The organism is Streptomyces luomodiensis (assembly GCF_031679605.1).
Taxonomy (GTDB): Bacteria; Actinomycetota; Actinomycetes; order Streptomycetales; family Streptomycetaceae; genus Streptomyces; species Streptomyces luomodiensis.
Window position 1 is genome coordinate 9,879,313 of record NZ_CP117522.1, and the last position, 24,593, is coordinate 9,903,905.

General features: G+C 68.4%; 20 protein-coding genes and 8 pseudogenes. 15 read left to right on the forward strand and 13 right to left on the reverse strand.

All coding sequences use genetic code 11. The features are described 5' to 3' along the window. Window positions 1-5 precede the first annotated feature (5 nt). The 4 genes from PS467_RS41075 to tcuA all read left to right on the forward strand — a co-directional run bounded on the left by PS467_RS41075 (window position 6) and on the right by tcuA (window position 5,277). On the forward strand, window positions 6-1,034 hold the full coding sequence (locus PS467_RS41075; protein ID WP_311039603.1) for an LLM class flavin-dependent oxidoreductase: 1,029 nt from the start codon (window positions 6-8) through the stop codon (window positions 1,032-1,034). Further along, window positions 1,031-2,674: an AMP-binding protein gene (locus PS467_RS41080; RefSeq protein WP_311039604.1), complete on the forward strand. Its 1,644-nt coding sequence runs from the start codon at window positions 1,031-1,033 to the stop codon at window positions 2,672-2,674. The genes PS467_RS41075 and PS467_RS41080 overlap by 4 nt, the downstream gene beginning before the upstream one ends. Window positions 2,675-2,682: 8 nt before the next feature. After that, window positions 2,683-3,618, forward strand: coding sequence for a hydroxymethylglutaryl-CoA lyase-like TIM-barrel protein (locus tag PS467_RS41085; RefSeq protein WP_311039605.1), 936 nt, complete (start codon window positions 2,683-2,685; stop codon window positions 3,616-3,618). A gap of 162 nt (window positions 3,619-3,780) precedes the next feature. After that, the gene (tcuA, locus tag PS467_RS41090; protein ID WP_311039606.1) at window positions 3,781-5,277 is read left to right on the forward strand and encodes an FAD-dependent tricarballylate dehydrogenase TcuA; all 1,497 of its coding nucleotides are present in this window, start codon (window positions 3,781-3,783) and stop codon (window positions 5,275-5,277) included. Here the strand turns inward: tcuA and PS467_RS41095 are convergent. Together PS467_RS41095 and PS467_RS41100 are read right to left on the reverse strand one after the other, a co-directional pair. Then, entirely contained in the window at window positions 5,265-5,414 is a 150-nt protein-coding gene (locus PS467_RS41095) for a hypothetical protein (RefSeq protein WP_311039607.1), read from the reverse strand. The two genes, tcuA and PS467_RS41095, sit on opposite strands and share 13 nt — an antisense overlap. Next, window positions 5,404-5,934: a MarR family winged helix-turn-helix transcriptional regulator gene (locus tag PS467_RS41100; RefSeq protein WP_311039608.1), complete on the reverse strand. Its 531-nt coding sequence runs from the start codon at window positions 5,932-5,934 to the stop codon at window positions 5,404-5,406. Before PS467_RS41100 ends, PS467_RS41095 begins: the two co-directional genes overlap by 11 nt. 74 nt (window positions 5,935-6,008) lie before the next feature. Here PS467_RS41100 and PS467_RS41105 point away from each other — a divergent pair, with 74 nt between their 5' ends. The 3 genes and pseudogenes from PS467_RS41105 to PS467_RS41115 all read left to right on the forward strand — a co-directional run. Continuing rightward, window positions 6,009-6,524, forward strand: coding sequence for a flavin reductase family protein (locus PS467_RS41105; protein ID WP_311039609.1), 516 nt, complete (start codon window positions 6,009-6,011; stop codon window positions 6,522-6,524). An 80-nt stretch (window positions 6,525-6,604) separates the two neighbouring features. Continuing rightward, window positions 6,605-7,399 carry a TIGR03084 family metal-binding protein gene (locus tag PS467_RS41110; protein ID WP_311039610.1) on the forward strand — a complete coding sequence of 265 codons (795 nt, stop codon included), beginning with the start codon at window positions 6,605-6,607 and terminating at the stop codon, window positions 7,397-7,399. Between the two features lie 208 nt (window positions 7,400-7,607). Continuing rightward, window positions 7,608-7,892, forward strand: a pseudogene (locus PS467_RS41115) (transposase); the annotation flags it as partial. A 316-nt stretch (window positions 7,893-8,208) separates the two neighbouring features. On the opposite strand, the pseudogene PS467_RS41120 reads toward PS467_RS41115, so the two are convergent. Together PS467_RS41120 and PS467_RS41125 are read right to left on the reverse strand one after the other, a co-directional pair. Next, window positions 8,209-8,619 (reverse strand): annotated as a pseudogene (locus tag PS467_RS41120) (recombinase family protein); the annotation flags it as partial. Between the two features lie 55 nt (window positions 8,620-8,674). Beyond that, a pseudogene (locus PS467_RS41125) lies at window positions 8,675-9,797 on the reverse strand (DUF4158 domain-containing protein); the annotation flags it as partial. 90 nt (window positions 9,798-9,887) lie between these two features. On the opposite strand from PS467_RS41125, the pseudogene PS467_RS41130 reads away from it, so the two are divergent. Continuing rightward, a pseudogene (locus PS467_RS41130) lies at window positions 9,888-10,050 on the forward strand (IS5/IS1182 family transposase); the annotation flags it as partial. A 168-nt stretch (window positions 10,051-10,218) separates the two neighbouring features. On the opposite strand, the pseudogene PS467_RS42245 reads toward PS467_RS41130, so the two are convergent. The 3 pseudogenes from PS467_RS42245 to PS467_RS41145 all read right to left on the reverse strand — a co-directional run. After that, a pseudogene (locus PS467_RS42245) lies at window positions 10,219-10,332 on the reverse strand (SDR family oxidoreductase); the annotation flags it as partial. A 72-nt stretch (window positions 10,333-10,404) separates the two neighbouring features. Further along, a pseudogene (locus PS467_RS41140) lies at window positions 10,405-10,715 on the reverse strand (SbtR family transcriptional regulator); the annotation flags it as partial. A 171-nt stretch (window positions 10,716-10,886) separates the two neighbouring features. Then, a pseudogene (locus PS467_RS41145) lies at window positions 10,887-11,177 on the reverse strand (TetR/AcrR family transcriptional regulator); the annotation flags it as partial. A 152-nt stretch (window positions 11,178-11,329) separates the two neighbouring features. Between PS467_RS41145 and PS467_RS41150 the strand changes: the two are divergent. Together PS467_RS41150 and PS467_RS41155 are read left to right on the forward strand one after the other, a co-directional pair. After that, the gene (locus PS467_RS41150; protein WP_311039612.1) at window positions 11,330-12,349 is read left to right on the forward strand and encodes an aldo/keto reductase; all 1,020 of its coding nucleotides are present in this window, start codon (window positions 11,330-11,332) and stop codon (window positions 12,347-12,349) included. 230 nt (window positions 12,350-12,579) lie between these two features. Next, complete coding sequence (locus PS467_RS41155) at window positions 12,580-13,359, forward strand: IS5 family transposase (RefSeq protein WP_432280792.1); 780 nt, start codon at window positions 12,580-12,582, stop codon at window positions 13,357-13,359. A gap of 41 nt (window positions 13,360-13,400) precedes the next feature. Here PS467_RS41155 and PS467_RS41160 read toward each other — a convergent pair whose 3' ends face one another. Together PS467_RS41160 and PS467_RS41165 are read right to left on the reverse strand one after the other, a co-directional pair. Continuing rightward, window positions 13,401-14,486 carry an FAD-dependent oxidoreductase gene (locus tag PS467_RS41160; RefSeq protein WP_311039613.1) on the reverse strand — a complete coding sequence of 362 codons (1,086 nt, stop codon included), beginning with the start codon at window positions 14,484-14,486 and terminating at the stop codon, window positions 13,401-13,403. An 83-nt stretch (window positions 14,487-14,569) separates the two neighbouring features. Next, window positions 14,570-15,010, reverse strand: coding sequence for a MarR family winged helix-turn-helix transcriptional regulator (locus tag PS467_RS41165; protein ID WP_311039614.1), 441 nt, complete (start codon window positions 15,008-15,010; stop codon window positions 14,570-14,572). A 656-nt stretch (window positions 15,011-15,666) separates the two neighbouring features. On the opposite strand from PS467_RS41165, the gene PS467_RS42250 reads away from it, so the two are divergent. Further along, complete coding sequence (locus PS467_RS42250; RefSeq protein WP_432280793.1) at window positions 15,667-16,002, forward strand: helix-turn-helix domain-containing protein; 336 nt, start codon at window positions 15,667-15,669, stop codon at window positions 16,000-16,002. 149 nt (window positions 16,003-16,151) lie between these two features. Further along, on the forward strand, window positions 16,152-16,406 hold the full coding sequence (locus PS467_RS42255; RefSeq protein ID WP_432280704.1) for a hypothetical protein: 255 nt from the start codon (window positions 16,152-16,154) through the stop codon (window positions 16,404-16,406). Window positions 16,407-16,665: 259 nt separating this feature from the next. Here the strand turns inward: PS467_RS42255 and PS467_RS41175 are convergent, their stop codons facing one another. Continuing rightward, window positions 16,666-17,391 carry an SDR family oxidoreductase gene (locus PS467_RS41175; protein ID WP_311039615.1) on the reverse strand — a complete coding sequence of 242 codons (726 nt, stop codon included), beginning with the start codon at window positions 17,389-17,391 and terminating at the stop codon, window positions 16,666-16,668. A 107-nt stretch (window positions 17,392-17,498) separates the two neighbouring features. On the opposite strand from PS467_RS41175, the pseudogene PS467_RS41180 reads away from it, so the two are divergent. Next, a pseudogene (locus PS467_RS41180) lies at window positions 17,499-18,336 on the forward strand (LysR family transcriptional regulator). Between the two features lie 328 nt (window positions 18,337-18,664). Here PS467_RS41180 and PS467_RS41185 read toward each other — a convergent pair. Beyond that, window positions 18,665-18,976 carry a MarR family winged helix-turn-helix transcriptional regulator gene (locus tag PS467_RS41185; RefSeq protein ID WP_311039616.1) on the reverse strand — a complete coding sequence of 104 codons (312 nt, stop codon included), beginning with the start codon at window positions 18,974-18,976 and terminating at the stop codon, window positions 18,665-18,667. A gap of 16 nt (window positions 18,977-18,992) precedes the next feature. Here PS467_RS41185 and PS467_RS41190 point away from each other — a divergent pair, with 16 nt between their 5' ends. Further along, the gene (locus PS467_RS41190; RefSeq protein WP_311039617.1) at window positions 18,993-20,249 is read left to right on the forward strand and encodes an alpha/beta hydrolase; all 1,257 of its coding nucleotides are present in this window, start codon (window positions 18,993-18,995) and stop codon (window positions 20,247-20,249) included. A 427-nt stretch (window positions 20,250-20,676) separates the two neighbouring features. On the opposite strand, the gene PS467_RS41195 is transcribed toward PS467_RS41190, so the two are convergent. After that, window positions 20,677-22,131, reverse strand: a complete 1,455-nt coding sequence (locus tag PS467_RS41195; protein WP_311039618.1) for an Ig-like domain-containing protein — start codon at window positions 22,129-22,131, stop codon at window positions 20,677-20,679. A gap of 793 nt (window positions 22,132-22,924) precedes the next feature. On the opposite strand from PS467_RS41195, the gene PS467_RS41200 reads away from it, so the two are divergent. Continuing rightward, window positions 22,925-23,410 (forward strand): hypothetical protein, encoded by a 486-nt coding sequence (locus tag PS467_RS41200; RefSeq protein WP_311039619.1) that lies wholly within the window; start codon window positions 22,925-22,927, stop codon window positions 23,408-23,410. A 131-nt stretch (window positions 23,411-23,541) separates the two neighbouring features. On the opposite strand, the gene PS467_RS41205 is transcribed toward PS467_RS41200, so the two are convergent. Then, window positions 23,542-24,573: an LLM class F420-dependent oxidoreductase gene (locus PS467_RS41205; protein ID WP_311039620.1), complete on the reverse strand. Its 1,032-nt coding sequence runs from the start codon at window positions 24,571-24,573 to the stop codon at window positions 23,542-23,544. Window positions 24,574-24,593: the final 20 nt, after the last annotated feature.

The following is a 24,593-nucleotide window of genomic DNA, read 5'->3' on the forward strand; positions in this document are numbered from 1 at the left end:
GCACCATGGTCGAATTCTTCACCGGGCTGCAGCCCCTTCAGGCCGGCGAGACCGACCCCGACCGAATGATCTCCAGGATCCGGGAACTGGACCGCTCGAAGGCCATCGACCGGGTCCTTGTCGGGTACTCCTCCACCTGGCCGCACAACCACGCCACAGCGCCCTTCGCGCTGGCGCTGTCAGAGAAGTTCTCGCCGATTGTCGCGCACCGCCCCGGCGTCATGGCGCCGGTAGCAGCCGCGCGCTACTTCGCCACCCTCGATGTGCTGGCCCGCGGGAGGCTCGCCATCAATGTGGTCGTCGGTGGCTCTGACAAGGATCTGCGCCGTGAATCGGATGACCTGCCCAAGGCCGGACGCTACCGGCGGGCGGTCGAGTACCTCGACATCGTCCGCCGCGCCTGGACCGAAACCGCGCCCTTCGACCACCACGGCGAGTACTACACGGCCGAGGCGGTGAAGCTGCAGACCAAGCCGGTGCAGGGGCAGGTGCCGATCTTCATGGGTGGCGAGAGCGCCGACGCCGTGGACTTCGGCGCCCGGCACGCCGACCTGTACATGCTCTGGGGGGAACCGTTCGCCGGCACGAAGGAGCGCATCGACCGGGTCTCGGCGGCAGCCGAGCGTTACAACCGCCCGATGCGGTTCTCGCTGAGCCTGCGCCTCTTCATTGGTGACACCGACGACGACGCGTGGGCCCAGGCCCGGGCTGTGGAGCGGCAGATCGCGGAGGCCGCTGGAACTCCGACCTTCTTGCGGTCGTCGTCGACCGACACCTCCGTGGGGCGGCAACGGGCGCTCGCGCTCACGGCGGAGGAGCTGCATGACGACTGCTTCTGGACCGGGCTGACAAAGCTCCTGGGCGGCTTCGCCAACTCCCAGGCGCTCGTCGGCACCGAGGAGCGCATCCTGGACACCCTCGGCAGGTACCGGGAGCTCGGAGTCGACGCGTTTCTCGTGACGACCGGCGCCGAAGCGGCCTGGGACCCGTCGTTGGAGGGCTTCCTGGCTCGTGCGAAGAAGGAGCTGGCATGACGGTAACCACCGCCGCGGACAATGGAGTCCGAGGCCTTGAGGGCTTCTCCGATCTCGCCGACGGCACGGTCGGCGGTCTCATCGCTGCCCGCGCCGTAGAGCATCCGGACAGGCTCGCGCTTGTCTTCGAAGGCACCGAACTGACCTACGGCGCACTCGACGCGGCCGTCACCGACGTGGCGCGCGGTCTTATGTCAGTAGCCGCCACACCGGGCAGCTCGGTTGGGATCTTCCTGCCCAACCAGCCCGAATACCTGCTCGCCTGGCTCGGAGCGGCCCGCGCAGGCCTCGTCGAGGTCCCGATCAACACCGCCTACAAGGGCCCTTTCCTCGACCACGCGCTCCGCGGCACTGGCGTGCGCGTATTGGTCACCAATGCGGCCTTGCTGGAACTCGTCGCCGACCTGCCGGAAGTACCGCACACGCTCAAGACCGTCGTGCTGCTCGACGGCGACCGGCACCGCCGCATCCCGCCCGGGGTAGCGGTACGGACGTGGAGCGACCTGCTCGCGGCCGGCGACCCGGCGACAGAGCTCCCCCGCGTCGCGCCGCAGGACCCGGTCGCGATCATGCTCACCTCCGGTACCACCGGGCGCAGCAAGGGCGTGGTGCAACCGCACGTGATGCAGGTGGTCGCCGGGCGCGAGTGCGCGGTGCAGATGGCCACGACCGCCGATGAGAGGCTCTACACCTGCCTACCGCTGTTCCACGGCGCCGCGCAGATCAACATATCCATGCACGCCTTCTACGCGGGCACGACCGTGGTCCTCGGCCGTCGGTTCAGCGCCAGCAAGTTCTGGGACGAGCTGCGCACCCACCGGGTTACCCAGTGCAATGCCCTCGGCTCCATCCTGCCGATGCTCCTCGCGCAGCCCCCGTCCGACCGCGACTGCGACCACCAGCTGACGAAGGTGTTCGCCGCGCCCGCCCCGCCCCAAGTGCTGTATCCGTTCGAGGAGCGCTTCGGCGTGCACGTCGTAGAGGGCTACGGGCTCACCGAGATCAAGAACGTTCTGTACAACCCGATCGGTGCCCGGAAGGTCGGCTCGCTGGGCCTGCCCACCGAATCGTCCGTTCTCGAGATCCACGACGAGTCCGGGAACCGTGCCGCGCCCGGCCAGGCCGGGGAGATCGTGTACCGGCCTCGCCTGCCGAACATCATGTTCTCCGGCTACCACGACGATCCCGAAGCGACGCTCGCGACCATGAAGGACCTGTGGTGGCACACGGGTGACCTGGGCTACACCGACGAAGACGGCTACTTCTACTTCATCGACCGCAAGAAGGACGCCCTGCGCCGCCGCGGCGAAAACATCTCCTCACACGAGGTGGAGTCGGTGCTGCTTGCCTACCCCGGCGTCGTGGCCGCTGCTGCCATAGGCACGCCGTCGGAGCTGGGCGAGGACGAGGTTCTCGCCGTCGTGCAACTCGAACCCGGCTGCAAGCTGGAACGTGCGGAACTGTTCGCTCACTGCGACCGGTCGATGCCGCACTTCATGGTCCCCCGCTACTACCGCATCGTCGACCGGCTCCCGGTCACCCCGAACGGCAAGGTACGCAAGCACCAGTTGCGTGACCAGGGCCGCGCTGATGCCTGGGATGCGCTCGCCGCCGGGCTCAAACCCACCCGCCACACCTGAGGAACCACATGTCCCTACCCGATGCGGTACGCATCCGCGAGATCGCGCCCCGGTTGACCTTCCAAGACCATGTCGTCCCGACCGAAGTAAAGATCGAACTCGTTGGGCGGCTCATCGACGCCGGCGTCCGAGCGTTCGAGCTGTCCTCCTTCGTCCGGCCCGATCTCGTACCGGGCCTCGCCGACGCCGAGGAGGTGTTCGCCCGGGTGCCGCGGGTGCCCGGCCTCAGCCTCGGCTGCTGCGTCGGCAATACGCGCGGGCTCGCTCGCGCGGTCGGCGCGGGGGCCGACACGGCGTATTTCCTGCTCTCCGCTGACGAGGAATTCGCCCGCGCCAACACCGGACGGTCCACCACGGACTCGTTGCGTGAACTGGAGCGCATGGCCGCGTTCGCCGCGGACCGGAACATCGTGCTCGGCACCTACGTCATCTTCGCCTGGGGTGGGCCGACCGGCCCCGCCCGCAGCGGCGAGGACCTCGAACCGCTGGCCCGGCGGCTCCTCGACATCGGGGTGGACCATTGGATCCTCGCCGATTCCTCCGGCTACGCGGCCCCGCCCCAAATCCGCGAACTCCTCACCGCCGCGCTCCGGCACGTACCGCCTTCGAACCTGACCGTGCAGATCCACGACGGCCGCGGCATGGGCCTTGCCGCCCTGCTCTCACTCCTCGAACTCGGTGTCCACGCTATCGACACCTCCCTTGCCGGCAGCGGTGGCCACCCGGCGATGCCCGGCACCCAAGGCGGCGGCCTGTGCACCGAGGACGCCGTGCAACTGCTCCACTTGTGCGGGGTGGAAACCGGTATCGACCTGCCCCGCCTCATCGATACAGCGAATTGGCTCACCAGCGAGGTCGGCGTTCCCGGTAAGGGATTCGTCCGACACACCGGTTGCGTACCGAGCACTGCCCAGCCCGGCGAACCACTCGCCTTCACCTGGTGATAGCAACCAAGAGCTGCTGTCCCGTGCACCACAGCCGTCCCGACCAACACGGCTTGGGATCCGCGCCTCGGTGCCTTCCACCATCAGTCCAGTACGGCTTGCGCACCGCAAGCGAGATCAGCCGCTGAGTACCACTTCAGCGCTATGGGTCAAGGAGGACCAGTGACGAAAACCCGCAGGCCCACGATCGTCGTAGCCGGCGCAGGGCTGACCGGGCTCTGTGCGGCGGTCTCCGCCCGCGAGGCCGGCGCCCACGTTGTGCTGCTGGAAAAGGGCAGCCGTGAGGACGTCGGCGGGAACGCCGCCTTTTCCGGCGGGTTGTTTCTCTTCTGCTATGACGGGCCGGACGATCTGACGTCGATCACGGAAGAATTCGAGCCGGGCATGAAAGCCGACCGGATCGAGGCACCGCCCTACACCCGCCAGGCCTACGCAGCCGAGCTGATGGCGATGAGCGACGGCCAAGCCGAACCCCGGCTGGTCAACGCGCTGGCTGAACGGTCGTTGGCCACGGTCCGCTGGCTGGCCGCGAAAGGCGTCCGCTTCACATTCAACCGCACCCTGGGGGCCGAGGTCCGCGACGGCGTCCTGCACATCCCACCCGGCCAGGTGCTGACGTGCACCGGCGAGGGAATGTCGCGCGGGTTCGAGGTGATCCGTCCCTTGCTTGCGCACGCCGAGCGGGTCGGCGTGGAGATCCGCTGGTCCACACCACTGGCGGATGTGCTGCGCAGCGACGGCCGGGTTACGGGCGTCGCGATCGGCGACGGCGGCCAGACCGTGCCCGCCGACGCCGTGGTGATCGCCACCGGCGGCTTCCAGGCCGACCGCGAACTACGCCGCGAGTATCTGGGGCCGCAGTGGGAGTCGGTGCGTCTGCGCGGCACCCGCCTGGCCACGGGCGACGGGATCCAGGCAGCACTTCGCGCCGGCGCGGACAAGGCCGGTACCTGGTCGAGCTGCCATTCGGCCGCAGTCGACCCGACCATGCCCTCACCGGGGTCCAGCGAGGCCTCACCACCGTTCCCCCTGCACGGCTTCTGGCTCGGCGTGCTCATCAACCGCGACGGCGAGCGGTTCGTCGACGAGGGCCCCGGCCCGTGGGTCAAGAACTACTCGAGGATGGGCAAGGCGATCATGCGGCAGCCCGGGTGCGAGGCCTTCGAGATCTTCGACCAGCGGACCGCGGCCCGGGTGGCCGATGAGTTCGCCGGCGCGGCGGTGCCCCTCGTCGCGCACACCGTCCCGGAGCTCGCCGAGCGGATCGGGGTGCCCGTCGACCGGCTGACGCACACGCTCGAGACGTTCAACAACGCGTGCCCACCCGGCAACGACATAAGTGAAGATTGCGGCACGGACGGCATAACGCCACCTAAGTCCCGCTGGGCTACGCCCCTCGACCGGCCACCGTTCGTCGCCTATCCCGCCACCGCGGGGCTCACCTTCACGTTCGGCGGTATCCGGATCGACCCGGACGGCCGGGTTCTTGGAACGGACGGGGCACCGGTGACCGGTCTGTACGCGGCCGGCGAGGCTATCGGTGGTCTGTTCTACGGCGACTATCCCGGTGGCGCCGCCCTCATGCGCGCCGCGGTCTTCGGCCGCGCGGCCGGACACACTGCCGCGACCGAAACCAGGCCGACTCCTCACCTGGCCTGAAGAGCGCGGAGCAGGCCGGAAAGGGACGCACTGCGGTCAAGCTCGTCGATCCGATCCGCGATCGCCTGGCTGCCTGCCCGTCCGTAGATCGGGTCGGCAGCCAGGTGGAATCGCGCGATGACCTCTTCAGTGGTCATCGACGCGGGGGCGGCCCATGTTCCGGAGTTCGTTCTCCACCACGAGCGCGGCCTGCCGCAGGCGGCCATCGGTGGCGACGATGTCGTCCCGTCCAAGCGTGGCGTTCAACGTGTCGCTGATCTTGAGGACCTCGCGGCTCATCTCGTCCAAGGCGGCCAACCCTGCCTCGGTGACCTGGAGCGAGAGTGCCCGTTCGCTCTCTGGATGTGCGTCACGCGCAACGAAACCGCGGTTCTCCAGTTGGGTGACCATCCGCGTCATCGTCTGCGGCCGCACGTAGGAGCGGCGTGACAGCTGAGCGAGGGTCAGGCGGGGCTGACTGGCCAGGATCCGCAGGGCGCTGTAACTGGACAGTGTCATCTTCCACGGGCGCAGTCGCGTGTTCCCGATCCTGGTGACCGCCCGCTCGAACCGGAAGACGGCGTCGATCATCGAAGACGCTTCGTCCATACCGGCGGCAGCCTCGGTCGGCGAGCGACCGTCGTCGAACGGGTTGATGTAGGGGCGTCCGCTTGTCACCCATGCAGCATATGACTGCGGGACCGGAACTCAGCATGCTTGCCAGGTATTAAGCATGCTTGTATTGTGTAAGCATGCTTACGGACGTCGGCGATTCTTCACAACTGTCAGGCCCCGACGCTGCACGTTTCCGGGCCGTCCTCGGGCACTTCCCCAGCGGCATCACCGCTATCACTTCGCGCGATGCGCAAGGCAGGCCGGTGGGCATGACCGTCGCGTCATTCACCTCGGTATCACTCACCCCTCCACTCGTGGCGTTTCTGCCCGGCAAGACGTCGTCGACGTTCCCGGTCATCGCCGAGCGCGGCACCTTCTGCGTGAATGTCCTCGCTGCCGACCAAGAGCGGATCTGCCGTGCACTGTCGGTGTCGGGAGGCGACAAGTTCGCCGAGGTGGCCTGGCTGCCCGGGCCGCATGGCGACCCGGTCATCGACGGCGTGGTCGCCTGGATCGGCTGCACGGTCGAAGCCGTGCACGACGCCGGTGACCACTACATTGTCATCGGGCGTGTCGACGACCTCGATGCCGACAGCACGGCGTCGCCCCTGCTGTTCTTCAAAAGCCGCTACAACCACCTCACATCAGCCTGATGGGCGAGCATCTTGCAGCCCCACGAGGCGGAATCAAATCAGGCGTGCCTCAGAGCATTGACAGCAGGAGGTCCATCGACATGGAGCGCGGAGTTCTGGGCGAGCTGATCGCCGATCTGGCGGCGGAGTTCGACTCGCTGCGGGTGCTCATCACCTCTGGGACAGATCTGGTGCGGCCAACTCCCGCCGTCGGCTGGGACATCAGATCCAGCGTGTCGCACTTGATCGGCTGTGACCTCCTGGCCAAGGAAGCGATCGCCGCTCCCGATGAATTCCAGCGTGCCCGTCCCGCCACCGACGATGGCCTGGCCGAGCTTCTCGAAAGCCACATCGCGGCCCGCCGAGACCTCCCGGCAAAGGACCTGCGACAGGAATGGGATGAAGCCTTCGCAGCACTTCTGAGGGCTTTTGCGTCCTCGTGTCGAGACGAAAACGTTCCCTGGTTCGGGCCACCGATGAGCCCGGCGACGCTGGCCACAGCTCGCCTGATGGAATACTGGGCCCACGGCCAGGATGTCGCTGACGCCCTGAAGATCGTCCGCCAGCCCACGGACCGGATCCGGCACGTTTGTCACCTCGGGTTCGTCACGTTCGAATTCAGCTTCGTCAACCGCGGCCTGCCCGTGCCGCCGTCCCCACCGCGTGTCGAGCTGCGCCTGCCCAGCGGCCTGCCCTGGGTCCGCGGCCCAGAAGACGGCCGTGCCTTGGTTACCGGCGACGCACTCGACTTCGCCCTCGTGGTCACCCAGCGCAGGCACCGGTCCGACACGTCCCTGACCTGCCGAGGCGAAGTCGCCGAGCAATGGCTCGCCATCGCCCAATGTTTCGCCGGCCCGCCCGGCCCGGGCCGGGCGCCGAGCGAGGTTCCGTACTAGCGTGATGCGCCTGAAATGGTGGCGCTAAGAGGTCCTAACAGAAGTTGTCGGTCAAGTGACTGTCGGTTTGTCTGCTTGTTGGTCGTGTCATGAGGAAGCGTCAGTCGCGGCCGTGGATGGTGTCGGACGAACTCTGGGCTCTGATCGAGTCGTCGTTACTGACCGAACCGGGACCGAAACTGGTGGCGGGCAGGCCGCGGGTGCCGTGATCGACTCCTCCCACGTGCGGGCCGCTCGGCGCGGCGGCAAAAGCGGGCCCAGCCCGGTCGACCATGCACCGCCGGGCAGCAAGCACCACGTCATCACCGACGCTCAGGGCGTCCCGCTCGCGGTGTCGTTGACCGGCGGAAACCGCAACGACGTGACACAGTTGCTGCCGCTGCTGGAGAAGATCCCGGCCGTGGCTGGCGTCGTCGGCCGCCCCAGACGTCGGCCAGAGATACTCCTCGCCGACCGCGGCTACGACCACGACAAGTACCGCCGCCTGGTGCGGGTGTGAGTAGTTGCGGTACAGAAAGTGCCGCTGAGACTGATCTTGCTCCGTGCTGGGCTATTTCGCGGGGGCTTCGAGACGCCGCGGTAGGGCGCCGGCGCGCAGTTCCCGTAGATCGGGGATGTGGTGGTAGACGGTGCCCCGGGGAGACGCCGAGGAGCTTGGCTATCGAGGTGATGGAGCGGCCGGGGTCGGGCAGGAGGTCGCGGGCGGCGCGGATGACTTCCTCGGTGGCGAGGGTGGGGTGTCCGCCGATGCGGCCGCGGGCGCGGGCGGCGGCCAGGCCCTCGTTGGTGTCGATGACGATGAGTTCGCGGATGAACTCCGCAAGGGTGGCGAAGACGTGGAAGACGAGCCGGCCGCCGGGGGTGGTGGTGTCCAGGTTCTCGTGGAGCGAGGTGAAGCCGATCCCGCGCTCGCGCAGCTCGGCGACCATGTTGATGAGGTCCTGGAGGCTGCGGCCGTAGCGGTCGAGTGAGGGGACGGCGAGGGTGTCGCCGGGGTCGAGGAAGGCGTGGCATGCCTTCAGCTCGGGGCGCAGGGCGTTCTTGCCGGACTTCTGGTCCGCGAAGATCTTCCGGCACTCGGCGGCGGTGAGCGCGTCGATCTGCCGTTCGAGCTTCTGTCCGCCGGTGGAGACCCGGGCGTACCCGATCTTGATTTCGGTGCGGACGAGCGGTTCGGCGCCGAGCAGGTCCGGCCCGTCGGCCGGTTCGAGGGCGGCCATGGCCCCGGGTCATGTCAGAAAACGGTGGTCTGGGGTTGTCGAATGACCCCGGTTTACGCGGGACGGCCTCCTCCACCGCCGCCCACAGCGCGGCGACATCCGGGTCCGCGTCGTGCTCGGCGACCAGGTCCAGTTCCTCGGTGAGGATCTTCGACGCCTTCGCCAGGATGCGCGCCGCCTTCTCCAGCTGCGGCAGCATCGCCAACCGCTCCCGCTCCGAGGCCCGCCGCGCGGGGCTGATCAGCCGGTTCGCCATCAGCATCGCGAACAGGTCCAGCGCGTCATCGACCGCCTGCGCCTCCAGCTCCGCCACACCGCCGTCAGCAGCGCCGTGCGCCGCGGCTCCGGCGTCCGCTCGATCGTCGGTGCCTTGCCCAGCTGCCCGTACCGGGCCAGCGTGGACAGCCGGTCACCGGCACCCGCGACAGGTTCACCCGCCCGAGCGCGAATGCGGAGATCTCCTCCACCCGCTCCATCGCCCGCACCATCGCGGTGTCCGTCGACTTCACCGGCGGCGTGCGCAACCGCTCCAGCGCCGAGACCCGCTTGCCCTCCGGCACCGCCAGCAGCTCCGCCAGCGCCGGCGCGAGCGCGGGATCGGCCCGGTGCGCGGCGCGGGTCACCGCCTCGTACAGGCGCCGCTCGGCCGCCGTACGGGCCTCCGACACCTGCCGGGCCAGCACCGACACCCCCGGCAGCAGCACCCGGTTCTTCCGCAGCCACGTCACCGCGTGGTTGAACAGCGGCACCGGCCCCTCGGCGTGCGTCCACGCCCGCCCGTACAGGAACCCGCGGAACTCCCGCCCCCATCGCCGGTCGGTGAAGTCGCGGTACCTGAACCGCTCCTGGATCTCCTCCGCATGCTCGTACGGCGTCCGGCGCCGCTCGGGGCACCGCTTCACGCACGAGGCGTCGGTGATGCCGAGCTGCCCGGCCAGGTACTCCACGACCTCCCACGGCACCGCGAGCGGGTCCTCCCCGAGGAACCGGCCGATGTAGCGGACGGTGCAGATCTGCACGGCCATGCCCAGCCGGTGCGCGTCCGTACGCCGCAGCGCGATCAGATCGCGGTCGTCGTCATCGAGGAAGAAGAACCGCTCCAGCTCCGGGCGCGTGGGCACCTTGATGAACGTCCCGTACGCCTCGGCCTGCTCGTCAGTCAGAAACTCCACCGGCACGAGGCGGACCGTAGCCAGCGTCATCACCCGCCCGACGATCTTTCCGGGAACCCCAGCGAGGGCCCCGGCAGGTGAACGCGGCAGCGGCGCGGCCTGGGCATCTTCCGCTACGTGGTCGAGGGCACGATTGCCTGGCTGCACGGCTTCCGCCGACTGCGGATCCGCTGGGAACGATGCGACGACATGTCACGGAGCCTTCCTCGGTCTCGCCACCCGCCTGATCACCCACCGCCACGTCCAACGCCTGCGGTAAATCTCAGACTTAGAGGTCGCGCAGATAGGCGGCGTGGGGAGTCCCTGGCGACGAGGCGGGCACGGGTCCTGGTGATCAGGGGTTGCGACGCTCTGTGATCACTGGAGATAGACCTGCGTACGCGCTGCCGTCATGCTCAGGTCTGAGCCCAGGTGGTGGGGGTCGGTGTCAGCTGAGTGTTTCGCCGCCGTCGATGGTGATGATCTGGCCGGTGACGTAGTTGTTGGCCATGAGGAAGAGGGCCGAGGCGGCGGCTTCCTCGGCGGTGCCGAAGTGGCCGAGGGGAGCGGTCGATCCGGGGCGGCGGCGATCGCACGACCTCTTGGCAGAGCCGCACGCGCGAGGTCGCCGAGGTCAGTGGTGTGGTCGGCGTAGCCCTGCGACGAGGAGTTCGGCCATGCGGCGTGCGTCGTAGCGGGGATCGCTCTCCGCGCCGATGCAGAGGTTTCCGACGCCGCGCATGAGCTGGTACGCATCGATGTCGGGGGCGGATCTCGCCTGGCGACGGCTGCGGCTTCGAGCAGTTCGGTGCAGACGGGTAGGAGGCGGTCGAGGAAGTAGGCATGCAGCGCCTCGAACCCGGTGTTGTCGGCCTGCAGCACGGCGGCGAGTCCGTGTTTGGTCACCAGGAAATCGACGAAGAGGTTGATCCACTGCCCTAGGGCGTGTTTCGAAAGTAGCGCCGTCCGCCCGGAGGGCGGGCCCCGCGGCGTCTGGTGCGTGTGATCGCAAGGCGGAGGGTCGTCCTCGTAGTGGGCCTACTCGGACGATCCCGACAACGCAGCGAGCGCGCGTGCCAGGCGTCGCGGGGCAGGCGGGACTTTCGAAACACGCCCTAGTGCGGAGTGCGGGGACGGGTTAGTCGCCAGCAGGGCCGGACCGGCATCGGCGCAGGCGTCGACCTGGTGCCGATAGACGCCGATGATGAGGTCCGCTCGCGTCGGGAAGTGGCGGTAGATCGTGCCCACCCCGACGCCGGCCTTGGCCGCGATGTCGCGTACCGGCGCGTCTACGCCTGACGTGACGAAGACCGCGGCGGCCGCATCGAGCAGGGTCTTCTGGTTGCGCCGGGCGTCCTTGCGCCTGGACGGGGCTGCTTGTCCTGCGCCCTTGTCGCTGTCGTTCACCGCACTGCTCCTCCCGCTCGCCGCTTGCAAAGCGGAACCGTGTTCCGTATCTTTCGGAACAGGGTTCCGCTTTGCTCATGGTGCCAGAGCAGGGGCCCGGCAACCAAGCCATGCAATGCACCATGCTTCACCCGCAATGAGGAGACACGGTCATGCAGTACCGCACCTTGGGCCGCACCGGTGTGCAGGTCAGCACCCTCGCGCTCGGCGCGATGAACTTCGGAAAGATCGGGCGCACCACCCAGGACGAGGTCACCGCCATCGTCGACGCCGCCCTGGGGGCGGGGATCAACCTGATCGACACTGCCGACGTGTACAGCGGCGGCGAGTCGGAGGAGATGGTGGGCAAGGCCATCGCGGGCCGCCGCGACGACATCGTGCTGGCCACGAAGGCGACCATGCCGATGGGCGACGAGCGCAATCGCCAGGGCAGCTCGCGCCGCTGGCTGGTCACCGCTCTGGAGGACAGCCTGCGTCGGCTCGGCGTCGACCACGTCGACCTCTACCAAATCCACCGGTGGGACCCGAACACCAGCGACGAGGAGACTCTGTCAGCGTTGACAGACCTGCAGCGCGCGGGAAAAATCCGCTACTTCGGCTCCTCGACCTTTCCCGCCTACCGCATCGTGCAAGCCCAGTGGGCCGCCCGGGAGCACCACTTGAGCCGTTACGTCACCGAACAGCCCAGCTACTCAATCCTGCAGCGCGGCATCGAGACCCATGTGCTGCCCGTGACCGAGCAGTACGGGCTCGGCGTCCTGGTATGGAGCCCACTGGCCTCGGGCTGGCTGTCGGGCGCGATCCGCGAGGGCAGGGAGATCACCACCAGCCGCTCCACGTTCATGCCGCAACGCTTCGACACCACCATCCCCTCCAACCGGGCCAGGCTCGACGCCGTCGAACGGCTGGCCGGAGTCGCCGACGAGGCCGGCCTGACGATGATCCAGCTCGCGCTCGGCTTCGTGACCGCGCACCCCGGCGTGACCAGCGCGCTTGTCGGCCCCCGCACACTGGACCACCTGCACTCGCAGCTCGCCGCCGCAGACACCAAGCTCTCCGCCGACGTACTCGACGCGATCGACGCCATCGTCGCCCCCGGTGCCGACCTCGCCGCACACGAGAAGAACGACACCCCGCCCTCGCTACTCCACCCGTCCCTGCGGCGCCGCTGATCACCCCAGCGACAGCCTCCATATCCTCTTGTGCGACGTCCCGAAGCTGCAGCAGTGGATGGCGGTAGCAAATTCCGCTTCATGGTCGGCTTATGGGACTTCCATCACCTGGCGGTCCATCAGTAATCTGCCGCAGTCGGGCAGATGGGCTGCGTGAGGAGTCCCTGGCGACAAGGCGGGCCCAGGCCCGGTGATCACGAGTTGCGACGCTCTGTGATCACTGGGGGGACCTGTACCCGTGCTTCCATCATGGCTGTCCGCTGGGGTGCCACCGCCGCCGTATCAGCGACCGGATCGTGTTCGACAAGCTGCTGCAGCTCCTGCGGTTCGGCTGCTCCTACCAGGCGATCTCCGACACGACCTGCTCGGCGACCACCATCCGCAATCGCCGCGATGAGTGGATCCGGCTCGGCGTCTTCGCCCGGCTCAAGCAGATCGTGCTGGAGTCCTACGACCGGATCGTCGGGCTCGTGCTCGACCAGATCGCCATCGACGGCTCCATCACCAGGGCTCCCAGCGGCGGGGAGGTAGCCGGGCGCTCACCGGTCGATCGCGGCAAGCAGGGCTTGAAACGCTCGGGCATGACGGATGGTTACGGGATCCCACTCGGCCGTGTCCTGGCCGGGGCGAACCGCCACGACTCACCGCTTCTCGCGCCGACGCTGGACCTGCTGGACGACATCGGGCCGCTGCCCGACGACATCACAGTGCATCTGGACGCCGGCTACGACTCGGACAAGACCCGCGCCGAACTCGCCGCCCGCGACCTGCACGGCCGCATCGCGCACAAGGGGGAGAAGGCGCCGATCCAGGCGAGCCGGCGGTGGCATGTCGAGCGCACGCACGCCTGGCAGAACGCCTTCCATCGCCTTGCCCGCTGCTACGAGCGCCGTGCGACCGTCGTCAACGCCTTCTTCGACCTCGCGGACACGATCATCACCATCCGTAGCCTGATACGCCGAGCCTGGAGCACCCACCGCTGGGACGACCGCCCCAAGCGACGCCCATGAGCGCCCGCCTATCTGCGCGAGCTCTTATCCAGTTGCTGTGGTCAGTAGGGTTTGAATTCGGGGTAGTAGGCTGCGGCGGCGGTTGCGGTGTCGATGTTCCGTGGGAAAAGCGCGGCTTCGTAGGCGCGGATGGCCGCGTCGATGTCCTTGGGCTGTTCGGCGATGGCGTTGCCGAGCTGGCCTGCGTCGAAGAGCGCCCAGTTCGCCCCTTCGCCGTCCGGCGGTGCCAGGTGGGCGGCGTCTCCGATGAGCGTGACCCCAGGTATATGTTCCCAGCGGTGTCCGATCGGTAGCCCGTACAAGGGGCGGAAAATCGGCGGGATGTCGCTGTCCGCGACCAGGGCGACGAGCTCCGGCGCCCACCCCTCGAACATCGCCGCGACCGTGCGGGTGGCCGCAGGGCCGTCATTGAAGTCGATGCCGTCGAACCAGTCGAGCGGCTGGTCGAACATGGCGTAGGAGTGCAGGGTGTCCCCGCGCTCGCGCTGCACGCCAAGACCGATGCGGGTGGTTTCGTCGTAGGCGGTCATCGACCCGCCGCCGACCAGCGCCAGGGTGGCAGGGTGCCGGGTGTCGCTCTCATACAGGTACGTCTCGACCATCGAGCGTCCGGCATAGGCGGGCGTGGCGTCGGAGAGCAGCGGTCGCACCTTCGACCAGGCGCCGTCGGCACCGACGAGGATGTCGGTGACAATCGTCGATCCGTTGGCGAAGGTCACTTCGTGACGACCGTCGTCGAGGGTCCGAACGCTCCGAGTCTTGTGGCCCCAGACGACCCCGCCGGCAGGCAGGGATTCCAGCAGCAACTGTCGCAGCTCGCCACGCTGCACCTCGGGGCGGCCTCCGGCGGGGTCATCGGGCTGGTCCGCCAGGATGGTGCCGTCAGGCGCCACGTCACGGGATGCCTGGCGACCTTCGAGGACGAGGGATCGGAAGCCGTCCATCAGGCCGGCGGCACGGATCCCGTGCTGTCCGTTGTAGTCGTGGATGTCGAGCATGCCGCCTTGGCCTCGGGCCTGAGCAGACGCCTCCGCTTCGTACACCGTGGACGGGATTCCATGAACCGCCAGGGTTCGTGCCAGTGTCAGTCCCGCAAGACCGGCACCGATGATCGTTATCTGAGTCATACATGCGTTCCTTACTGCTGGTGGATGAACCGGCGGTCCTGCCCGCGAGGCTCCCGGCCGCCGTGCGGAGCAGTAGAGCCGGGTCAGGGAGAGCGGGGAGGCTCGATCCGGGACGCGAGCTGTTCCAGGAGTTCATGGAGCCGCGCCTGCTCTGCGGCGCCAAGCGGCGCGAGGATCGACTCCTCGACACGGTCCATGGCCTCTTCGAAACCCCGGATCAGTTCGGAGCCCGCTGGAGTGGCATGCACCCGACGGCTGCGCGTGTCATCCTCCTGCGTCTGGCGCTCCACGAGTCCGCGCCGCTCGAGTCCGGCCAGGAGCCGCGAGACGCTCGGCGCACTGGTGCGCATGGCCCGCGCGACGTCACGCTGAATGGCATCCGGATTCTTCGACAGGTACGCCAACACGGCACTCTGCTCGTGCGTGAGGCCGCGTTCCCGTATCCAGTCGTCAGCGATGCGTCGCTGCCCCCACACAATCCACCGCATCAGCTCCAACGTGCTCTCACGCTTCAATCTGCCCATAGTTAACACGCTAACTGTTGCTGCGTTAACAATCAAGTCTCCTTGGACTTTGCCCCACTACATGGACACACACGCTGCCGCGCCGGACCTCCTCAAGCAGAACCTGTCCGCGGTCACTCTCCGGCGATCAAGCGGACGCACGGGTTCGTCATACCGGCCGACGAGGTGCGGCTCGGGGTGGTCGTTTCCGTGACCTGTCCGCCGCCGCTGCGGCCGTAGCTGCCGCCCCGCGCCGGTTACGCGGAGCGCACCTACTGTTGACAGGGCCAGAACCTGTCACCCACGCCGATGTGGCCGCCGAGCTGACCCGAGCCCCGAACCGGGAGGTCGAGCACAGCCGGATCGAGCCCCAGCAACACCGGGAGGCCACGGCCCGACTTCTGTTACGGCCTCTGAGCCGGAGGCTATTTTCATGGCGTTTCGGGGCCCTCGTGCTGTCGAAGTCGTGCTGTTTGCTGAGGAGCGTGCGGAGTTGACACGTTGGGCGGGTGGAGCGGTGTCGGCCGGTGTGGCGGAGCGGGCCCGGATCATTCTGGCCTGAGCGGAGGGGCCTCAAATACCGCTGCGGCTGCGGACTTCGGGGTGTTTATGGAGACAGTGCGCAAGTGGCGTTCGCGGTTCGCGGCCCGGCGGACGGCGGGCCTGGTGGACGAGCCATGGCCGGGCCGGCGCAAGCCGGAGCTGGTGCTCTCCGAGGCCGAACGGGCGGAGCTGACGCGCTGGGGCGCGGCGGGCGAAGACCGCGCAGCCTGGCGCTGCGGGCGAGGATCGTGCTGCGGTGCGCGGAAGGCGGGTCGAACAAGGAGGTCGCCGCCGAACTCGGTGTATCGCAGGGAACGGTTAACCGCTGGCGGTCGAGGTTCATCCGCTTGCGGCTGGATGGGCTGAGCGATGAGCCGCGTCCCGGTAGGCCGCCCTCGATCCTGCCGGGCCAAATCGAGGATGTGCTCACGGCGACGTTGGAGTCCACCCCGGGCAAGGACACGCACTGATCGCGGGCCTCGATGGCGAAGCACTCCGGGCTGTCGAAGTCCACCATCGGGCGGATCTGGAAGAGGTTCGACCTCAAACCTCATCTCCGGGACGCGTTCAAGCTCTCCACCATCCGCAGTTCATCGCGAAGGTTGACGACGTCGTCGGCTTGTACCACGACGAGAAGAGCCAGATCCAGGCGCTGGACCGGTCCCAGCCGGTGCTGCCGATGATGCCGGGCATGCCCGAGCGACGCACCCACGACTACTGCCGGCACGGCATCACCAGCCTGTTTGCCGCCTTCAACATCGCCGACGGCAGCGTGATATCGGAACTGCCCATGACGTTCAGCGTGGGCTGCCCGTCCGGCGGGGTCTGGAAGGGGAAGGCGGCGCCCGAGGGCCCGGCGTCCAGTACGCGCTGATCTCCGAAGGCCGGCGCCGGGCGGGGCTGACCGTGTGCCGCTGCCGCAGGATCACAGCTCCAGGTTGCGGCCATCCGCGGCGCCCGCTCATCGAGCCCGCATCTCAACGGCTCGCCCGCCGCGCGGTCGCCTCCGCCCAGCAGGCGCCGACCTGGCCCCATTCCGCGGCATCCACGGCACGGGGGCAGGGGCGCAACGATCGTGGCCGCGGCTGCTCCAGGCCGAACACGAGAGGCTGTCGGTCAACGAGTAGAGGCCATCACCAGGGCACGACGCCGTTGTCGTCGAACTGCTGGCCGGTGGGGCCGTCGTCGGGCAGGGTCGCCAGCCGGATCGCGATCGCGGCGCCCTGCTCGGCGGTCCGGGTGCCGCTGAACCCGTTGAGGTCGGTGGCGACGTATCCGGGGCACGCGTTGTTGATCAGAATGCCGGTGCCGCTCAGCTCCTTGGCGTACTGGATGGTGACGGCATTGAGGTAGGTCTTCGTCGGCGCGTAGGCTCCGCTGATCCCTCCAAGATCGACACCCGGCGTGGTCTGCAGGGTCAGCGAGCCGACATGACTGGACTGGTTGACGATCCGCGGATGTGCCGAGCGGCGCAGCAGCGGCAGCATCGCATTGGTGACGCGGATGACGCCGACGACGTTGGTCTCCACCAGCCGCCGCACGGTCTCCAGGTCGATGCTCGATGGTTCCTCCGGCCAGCCGCCCGCGGCGCCGGCGTTGTTGACCAGCACGTCGAGCCGCCCTTCTTGCTCCTCGATCAGCCGCGCCGCAGTGGTCACGCTGGCGTCGTCGGTCACATCCAGCGGCACGGCGAACGCGTCGACGCCTGCCGCGCGCAGCTTCCCCACGGCCTCTGTCCGGCGCTGCTCGTCCCGGGCACCGACACCGACGCGCCACTCCAGCGCGCCGAGCCCGGCCGCGATCTCGTATCCGATTCCCTTGTTCGCGCCGGTGACCAGCGCTGTCTTCTTTTCGCTCATGGCATCGAGTGTGGGCGCGCTTCGATCAGACACCAATGGCCGTCTCGGTAAGGCACCAATACCTCAGCGACATCAATCGAGCCTCCGCCGGCGTGGACCGTGGGGGCGTGGAGATACGCGAGCTGCGGTATGTCGTCGCCCTCGCCGAGGAACTGCACTTCGGCAAAGCCGCCGAGCGTCTCCAGACAGCCCAGTCGCCGCTGTCGCGCGCCATCGCCCGGCTCGAACGACGGCGCGGGGTCACGTTGCTGGAGCGCACCAGCCGGAGGGTCACCCTCACCGACGCCGGGACCGTGCTCTTGTCCGAGGCGCGTGCGGTCCTCAGCGCGGTGACCGTGGCCGAGCGGCGTACCCGGCAGGCCGGGCAAAACCGACCCCGGCTCGTGCTCGCCGTCAAATCCGGCACCGCCGGGGATCTGCTGAGCAAGCTCCTCGACGCCTACCAGGCTGAACCCGGTGCGGCCACCGTCGAGGTGCTGCTGCGAGGCGCATCAACACCAGGAACTGCTGCGCGGGGGAAAGGCCGATGTGGCTCTTCTGCACCTGCCGTTCGACTCGGCGCTTGGACTCGACACCGAAAGTCTGTGCACCGAAGGACAGGTGGCGGTTCTGCCCGCAGCCCACCCCCTTGCCGGCCGCACTCGCCTTCGGGTGGCCGAAGTCACCGCGTTGCCGGACCTCCCGATGGCCCGCTGGCCCGACTCCGGTGGCGCTACCCGGAAGGACCCGGGGCAGAAGTCAAGAATCTGACACAGCTCTTCCAGCTGGTTGCGCTCGGCCGAGGCACCGTGATCGTGCCCGAGTCCGCCGTCGTCGACCTGCGGCCGGGATCTCGCCGCCGTGCCGGTTCTGGACGCGCCGCTGGTGACAACGGTGATCGCCTGGCCGCCGCTGAGTCGGCTTCGCGCGGTCGCCGACCTGATCGGCGTGGCAACACGTCTTTGACCAACCGTCCGCGTCCGCGCAGGTCAATCGACGAATGCAACACCCGCCGTCGTCAAGATGAAGGACCGGAGCAACTCCTCCGGGGTGGTACCAGGAAACGAGCGCTGCCGCTCCGGCTCGGTGTCCGCAAGCACATTCGCCACAACGCCTCCACCAGCACATGAAGGTGACTCCAGCGGCCACGGCGCCACGCCGCTCGGCCCGTGGCCCGACCGGCGCACTGTCACATGAGCGTTTCCGCTGGCCCGCCGGGGACGCCGGTGAGTAGCCCCGGCCGATCATTTCGGCTGTCGTGGCCGTACCCGGACGTGGTCGGAAGCGGCGCGGGTCAGAGTTGGTCGTAGATCGCGGCCAGGCGCCGTAGGACGTCGGTGGCAGCGTCCAGGGCGATGGTGTCGTGATGGGCCAGCGCTGAGGTGAGCGCTTCGGTCAGGAGTGTCTGGCGCTCCTGATGGCGGGCTCTGCCGGCGTCGGTGAGGGAGACCTGGACCGATCTCTTGTCGTGGGCGGGGCGTTCGCGGGTGACGTAGCCGGCCGTGACCAGGCCGTTGACCAGCTGAGTGGCTGCGGCTGCGGTGGTCTCGGTGGCCGCGGCCAGTTCTAGATAAGTACTTAGGTAGATCTCCCGGTTGCCCCTCACTGGAAGGACCACCGTCATGACCACTCGCTCGACCGGACAGAGCTGGGCCCTGGACGTCGCCCTGGCCCAGGGCGGCTTCGACGCCCTGCACCCCCAGGCCAAGGGCACCTTGGAGCAGCTCGGCCACGACCACACCGACTTCGACAAGGTCTTCGACCTGGTCGGCAGCGGCGCCATGCTGCCCAAGGCCTGGGCGACGGTGGCCGGACAGGCCGAAGAGCGCGCCGCCCACCACGAGCAGGGCGGCTTCCACCAGACCGCCGCAGACCTGTACCTGCGCGCCGCGGTGATGTGGGGCCGCGCCCAGTACTCGATCTTCGACGCCACCGACCCGCGCAAGCTCGCCTTCCGCGAGCGCGCCAACCACTGCGTCGAGCGCCTCGGCGCACTGCGCGAGCACCGCGTACGCCGCGTCGTGCTGGACTTCGAGGGCGGGCAGATCTTCGGCCTGCTGCACCTGCCCGCCGGCGAAGTCACCGCCGCCCCCGCCGTCATTCTCGGCCCCGGCATGGACATGATCAAAGAGGACTACATCTACGCCGCGGAGCGCTACTACACCTCCCGCGGCATCGTCGCCCTGTCCATCGAAGGGCCCGGCCAGGGCGAGACCCGCGCCAACGGACTGACCGTCGACCTGACCAACTACGAGCGCGCCATTAGCCGCTACATCGACCACCTGGCCTCACTCCCGCAGGTCGACCCGATACGGATCGGCATGTTCGGCATCTCCATGAGCGGCTACTGGGGCTCGCGCGCCGCCGCCACCGACCCGCGCCTGTCCGCACTGGCCGCCTTCGAGGCCGTCACCGGCGACTTCACCACCATCTTCGAGCGCGCCCAGCCGACCTTCAAGAACAACTACATGTACATGGCCGGCTACACCGACGAGGACGCCTTCGACCGCGACCTGGCCGCCCACATGCCACTCGGCGACCTCGTCAAGGACATCACCTGCCCCGTCCTGTACGGCATCGGCGAGTTCGACGAGCTCACGCAACTCGAGCAGGCCCTGGCCAGCTACGAGAAGGTCCGCGCACCGAAGGAGATGCGCGTATACGAGGACGAGTTCCACCCCCTGGGCGGCACCGCGGCCGAAGTATTCCGCTTCGGCACCGAATGGCTCGAGCGCGCCCTGAACGGCGAACTGCGCGAACCCGGCCGCGACGTACGCCACTACGTCCACCGCGACGGACGCATCACCGACCACACCGCCAACCCCACCTGGTGGCTCAACACCACCCCCGCCCAGGTCACCAACGCCCGCAACGCCTGACCCCGCTATCGGGGCGCCCCACCCACAAGGACCGCCCCGATACCGCACCCCACGACACCGCCCGACACCGCCCGACCTCCGTGGGCAACGGCTTTCCTCGCGACGGAGACTCGGTGATGGTCAACCCGTTCATCGAGGCGGAGAAGCAGGGCGGTCACAGCGTCAAGGGGGCGTGTGAACTGCCGAAGGTCTCCCGTGCCGCCTTCTACGTTCGCCGCAGCGGTGAGCCGGGACCGAGTGCCGTTCGCGATGCGGAACTGACCGGGAAGATCATCGGCAATCTGAATGCGGAAGCCACCGGCGAGCGTGTCCTTGGTGATGCACCGGGTCATGCGGCAGGCGGCTTCAAGAGTGAGGAGGCGGCTGTCCCCCGTAGTGCAAGTACGGGGGACAGCCCTTTTTCACGCGCGTTCACCCGAAGGTCAGGTCACACCGGCGGGATGCACGGCCGCAGGATGCCCGTCGAGGTGACGGTGGCGCCGCCGACGACGGCAGTCGCCTGGTAGGTGAGGTTGATGATCTGCAGCGGACCGAGGTTCACCGAGAGGGTGGCGGTACCCGTCGCGTCGGTCACCGCCGCCCCCACAGGCACACCGCCCACCAGGAACTGCACCGGGATACCCGCGGCCGCCGGCGTCACCGTGGCCGTCAGCGTGGCCGGGAAGAGGAGTGGATTGAACAGGTTGATCCGCCAGCAGGCGGGGAGAGCCTGCAGCGCTCCCGGAGCCGCCCCGGGCAGTACGACGATGGGGAGGGGGAGGGAGGCTGTGCCGGTGCAGTTGCAGGCGGTGCCGGCGGGGGTGGCGGTGACGGTGGCGGTGGCTGTGGTGGTGCCGGCGGTGGGGAAGGTGACGGTGGCTGTGGCTTGGCCGGAGGCGTTGGTTGTGCCGGTGCCGAGTGTTCCGCTTGGGCTGGTGAAGGTGACGGTGGCGCCGTTGAGGGGTTGGCCGTTGCACAGCACCAGTGCCTGGAGGGTGGTGGGCTGGCCTGCGGTGACGGTGCCGGTTGGGGGCAGGAGCAGGACCGTGCAGATGCCCTGAGGCAGTACGACGATGGGGAGGGGGAGGGAGGCTGTGCCGGTGCAGTTGCAGGCGGTGCCGGCGGGGGTGGCGGTGACGGTGGCGGTGGCTGTGGTGGTGCCGGCGGTGGGGAAGGTGACGGTGGCTGTGGCTTGGCCGGAGGCGTTGGTTGTGCCGGTGCCGAGTGTTCCGCTTGGGCTGGTGAAGGTGACGGTGGCGCCGTTGAGGGGTTGGCCGTTGCACAGCACCAGTGCCTGGAGGGTGGTGGGCTGGCCCGCGGTGACGGTGCCGGTCGGGGGCAGAAGCAGGACCGTGCACATGCTCGTTGTGACCGGAGCGAAGGTGCATGCGGGGCAGGTCCCGGCGGCTGCCACGAAAGTGGCCGTCACGGACTGACCCGAGGTCAGTAGCACCCCGAGGTCGACCGGCGTCACGACGCCGTTGGTGACGGGCGTCGACACCATCCCTCCGCCGGGCAGGGTGTACTGGACCGTGCCGTTGAGCGAGGCGGTATCACCACTGCAGGCGAGGGTTGTGCTGGCCTGCGTGGTCGTGCCCACGGTGGTTAGGGTGGTCGAGATCGTCCCGGGGGGTGCGGGGGTGATGGTGATCGGTACGACCTCGGTGCCGGTGATGGTGGCACCGCTGGTGTACACCACGGTGATGGTCTGGGGGCCGGACCCGACGGCTGTGAAGGTGACCGGAGGGGTGGTTGCGTCAGCCGCGACGGTCGCGGTCTGGATCTGGGCGTCGTAGGTGAAGGTGGCGGTGTTTCCGGCGCCTACCCCAGCAGGGACGGAAGTCACCTGGGCCGTGAACGTGGTACAGGCCGTGGGGGTGGGGGGAGTGATGGCGACTGGCATGGTGCAGCCCCTTCGAGTCGGTGTGTTCGCGGGGCTGCCACTCGCTGCCGGGGTGCCCAAGGGAACGGAACAGAGAACTCGAAAGCGATCTCTGTCCTGGCCCCGACAGGGAGATGGGCACCCCACAGTCGATGGGAACAGTAAAGCCACGGCTTGCGATGATTCACCACACTGGGTGCCAGATGCCAGCCTTTTGGCCTAGTGTCCTGGCGCAGAACCTGCCCGCTGCAGGCCTCCTCGAAGGGAAGACATGCTGCGTGGATGGAACGTCAGCCGGGGCGCCGCTGTATGGACGGCAACGCGGGGCCCAGCCACGGGGAAAGTGCTCCGCACGGGTGAATGGTGGTGGCCCGGCCTTGCCAGCCAGGCATGGGCGAGCGCACGGTGAAATAGAGTATGGCAGCCTATCCCGGACCGGAAACCCCGCTGTGGGGGGGAATCGGCTCTTCCGGACCGGGTTGGGCGTAACACTGACGACCATACCCGCGGCAATCGCGCCTCCTACACCCTTTCTGCCGGGCGACCGCCTGACTTGCGGACAGGACGAAGGACACCCTGAATCATCCGAGTGGACTTCCTGCGATCCAGAAGTCCCTCCGCCGGCACCGCATCACGGAGAACTTCAACGTTTTCGCGGTGGCCTTCACCACCCACGAGGTGGCGGCGGTCGATGCAATCAAGCCCGGGATGCGCGGTGGCCCGAACCTGGTGTGTAGGGCCGAGCGGCTTCACGCGCCTCACACGGTCAACTGACTTCTCGTTACCCCGCGCGGTCGGCGCCATCACCACCGCCGTGGCCGCACTGGATGTGGTGTCTCCCGCCGTCAGCGCTGGCCGGGAACTGGCCCTGGGGACATCTCCGCCCCCCACCGAGGAAGAAGCACTCGCCGGTCGGCTGACCGCCCGCCTGCTGCTCGCAACCGAGGCGAGCGAACCGCCCCCGCCTCCGGAGCCGGCCGTGGTGGCGGCCGCTGCGGTGTGGTCCGGCGCCGCGCGGCTGCGCGGCCACCAGCCGCGGGCCCTCCAGCCACGGGTGCGACGCACGCTGCGCCGAGCCGCCGCCACCTGCCCGGCGCTCGCTCCACTCGCCGATCAGACCGTCCCCCACAAATCTGACCCTGCGGTCCGCGGCCATCCGCGCGTTACTGGACCGCACGACCGAGGCGGCGCTGGCCGCAGGGGCATCACCGTGCGCTGGCCGCCGCAGCTGCGCACCGCCCTGGTCAGCCGCATCGTGATCGGCACACCCCATGGCACGCGGCCGGGGGCGGCCGCGTAGTTCGGCCTGCAGCACCTTCGGCGGGACTGGACGGGACAGTCGCTTCAACGATCCCGAGGTGGGGAGCCCACCGCCTCGGGGCCGTTGACCGTCAAGCGCTGCAAGGGGTGTTGCCTGGGCAGAAGCGGAAGTCAGGCCACCCACTCTTTGAGCTGGCGCACGAGTCCGGCGGGGTCGTCGCCGGTCGGGGTCACCTGGAGATTGGTGACGCCGGACTCGCGGAAGGCTTCGATCCGCTCCCGGACGTAAGAGGCCGGACCGACGAGGTTGGTCTGTTCAAGGAGTGGGAATGGGACCTTGGCCTCGGCTTCCTTCTTCTTGCCGTCGAGGTAGAGGTCCTGGATCTCCTTGGCCTCGGCTTCGTAGCCGTAGCGTCGGACGAGGTCGTTGAAAAAGTTCTTGCCGCGGGCGCCCATGCCTCCGATGTAGAGCGCGAGTACCGGCCGCGCGAGGTCGAGTATCTCCTTCACGTCCTCGCCGATAGCGACGATGCCACCGGCGACGACCTCCAGGGGCGCGAGGTTCTCGGAGCGCTTCGCGGTTCCCGCGGCGAGCGCGTCGCCCCATACCCCGGCGGCGCCCTCGGGGGAGTACAGGAAAGGCAGCCAGCCGTCGGCGTACTCCGCCGCGCCTTGGACTGATTTCGGTCCCAGCGCGGCGATGTAGAGCGGAACCGAGGGGCGTAGCGGCTTGGTCATGATCTTCAGCGGCTCACCAAGACCGGTGCCCTGACCGGCTGGGAGAGGGATCTCGAAGGAGTGGCCGCTGTAGTCGACCGCCTCGCGCCGCAGGGCCGCGCGGATGATCTCGACGGTCTCCTTGGTACGGCCGGTCGACTGGACGAAGGGCAGGCCGTGCCACCCTTCGATGATCTTCGGGTTGGAGGCGCCGAGGCCGATGATGGCGCGACCGCCGGACACGCTGTCGAGGCCGGCCGCAGTCGACGCGAGCATGGTCGGGGTACGGGAGTAGACGTTGAGGATGGCTGCGCCGATCTCCACGCTTGAGGTGCGGGCCGCCAGGTAGCCCATCAGGGTCGGCGAGTCGTAGCCGTACCCCTCGGCGACCCAGACGGTGTCGAGCCCGGCGGCCTCAAGTCGAGTGATGTGGTCAGCGGCCTCGTGCGGGTCTGTGCCGTAGGTGAGCATTGTCGAGATCTTCATGGTCCGCTTCATCAACAGGG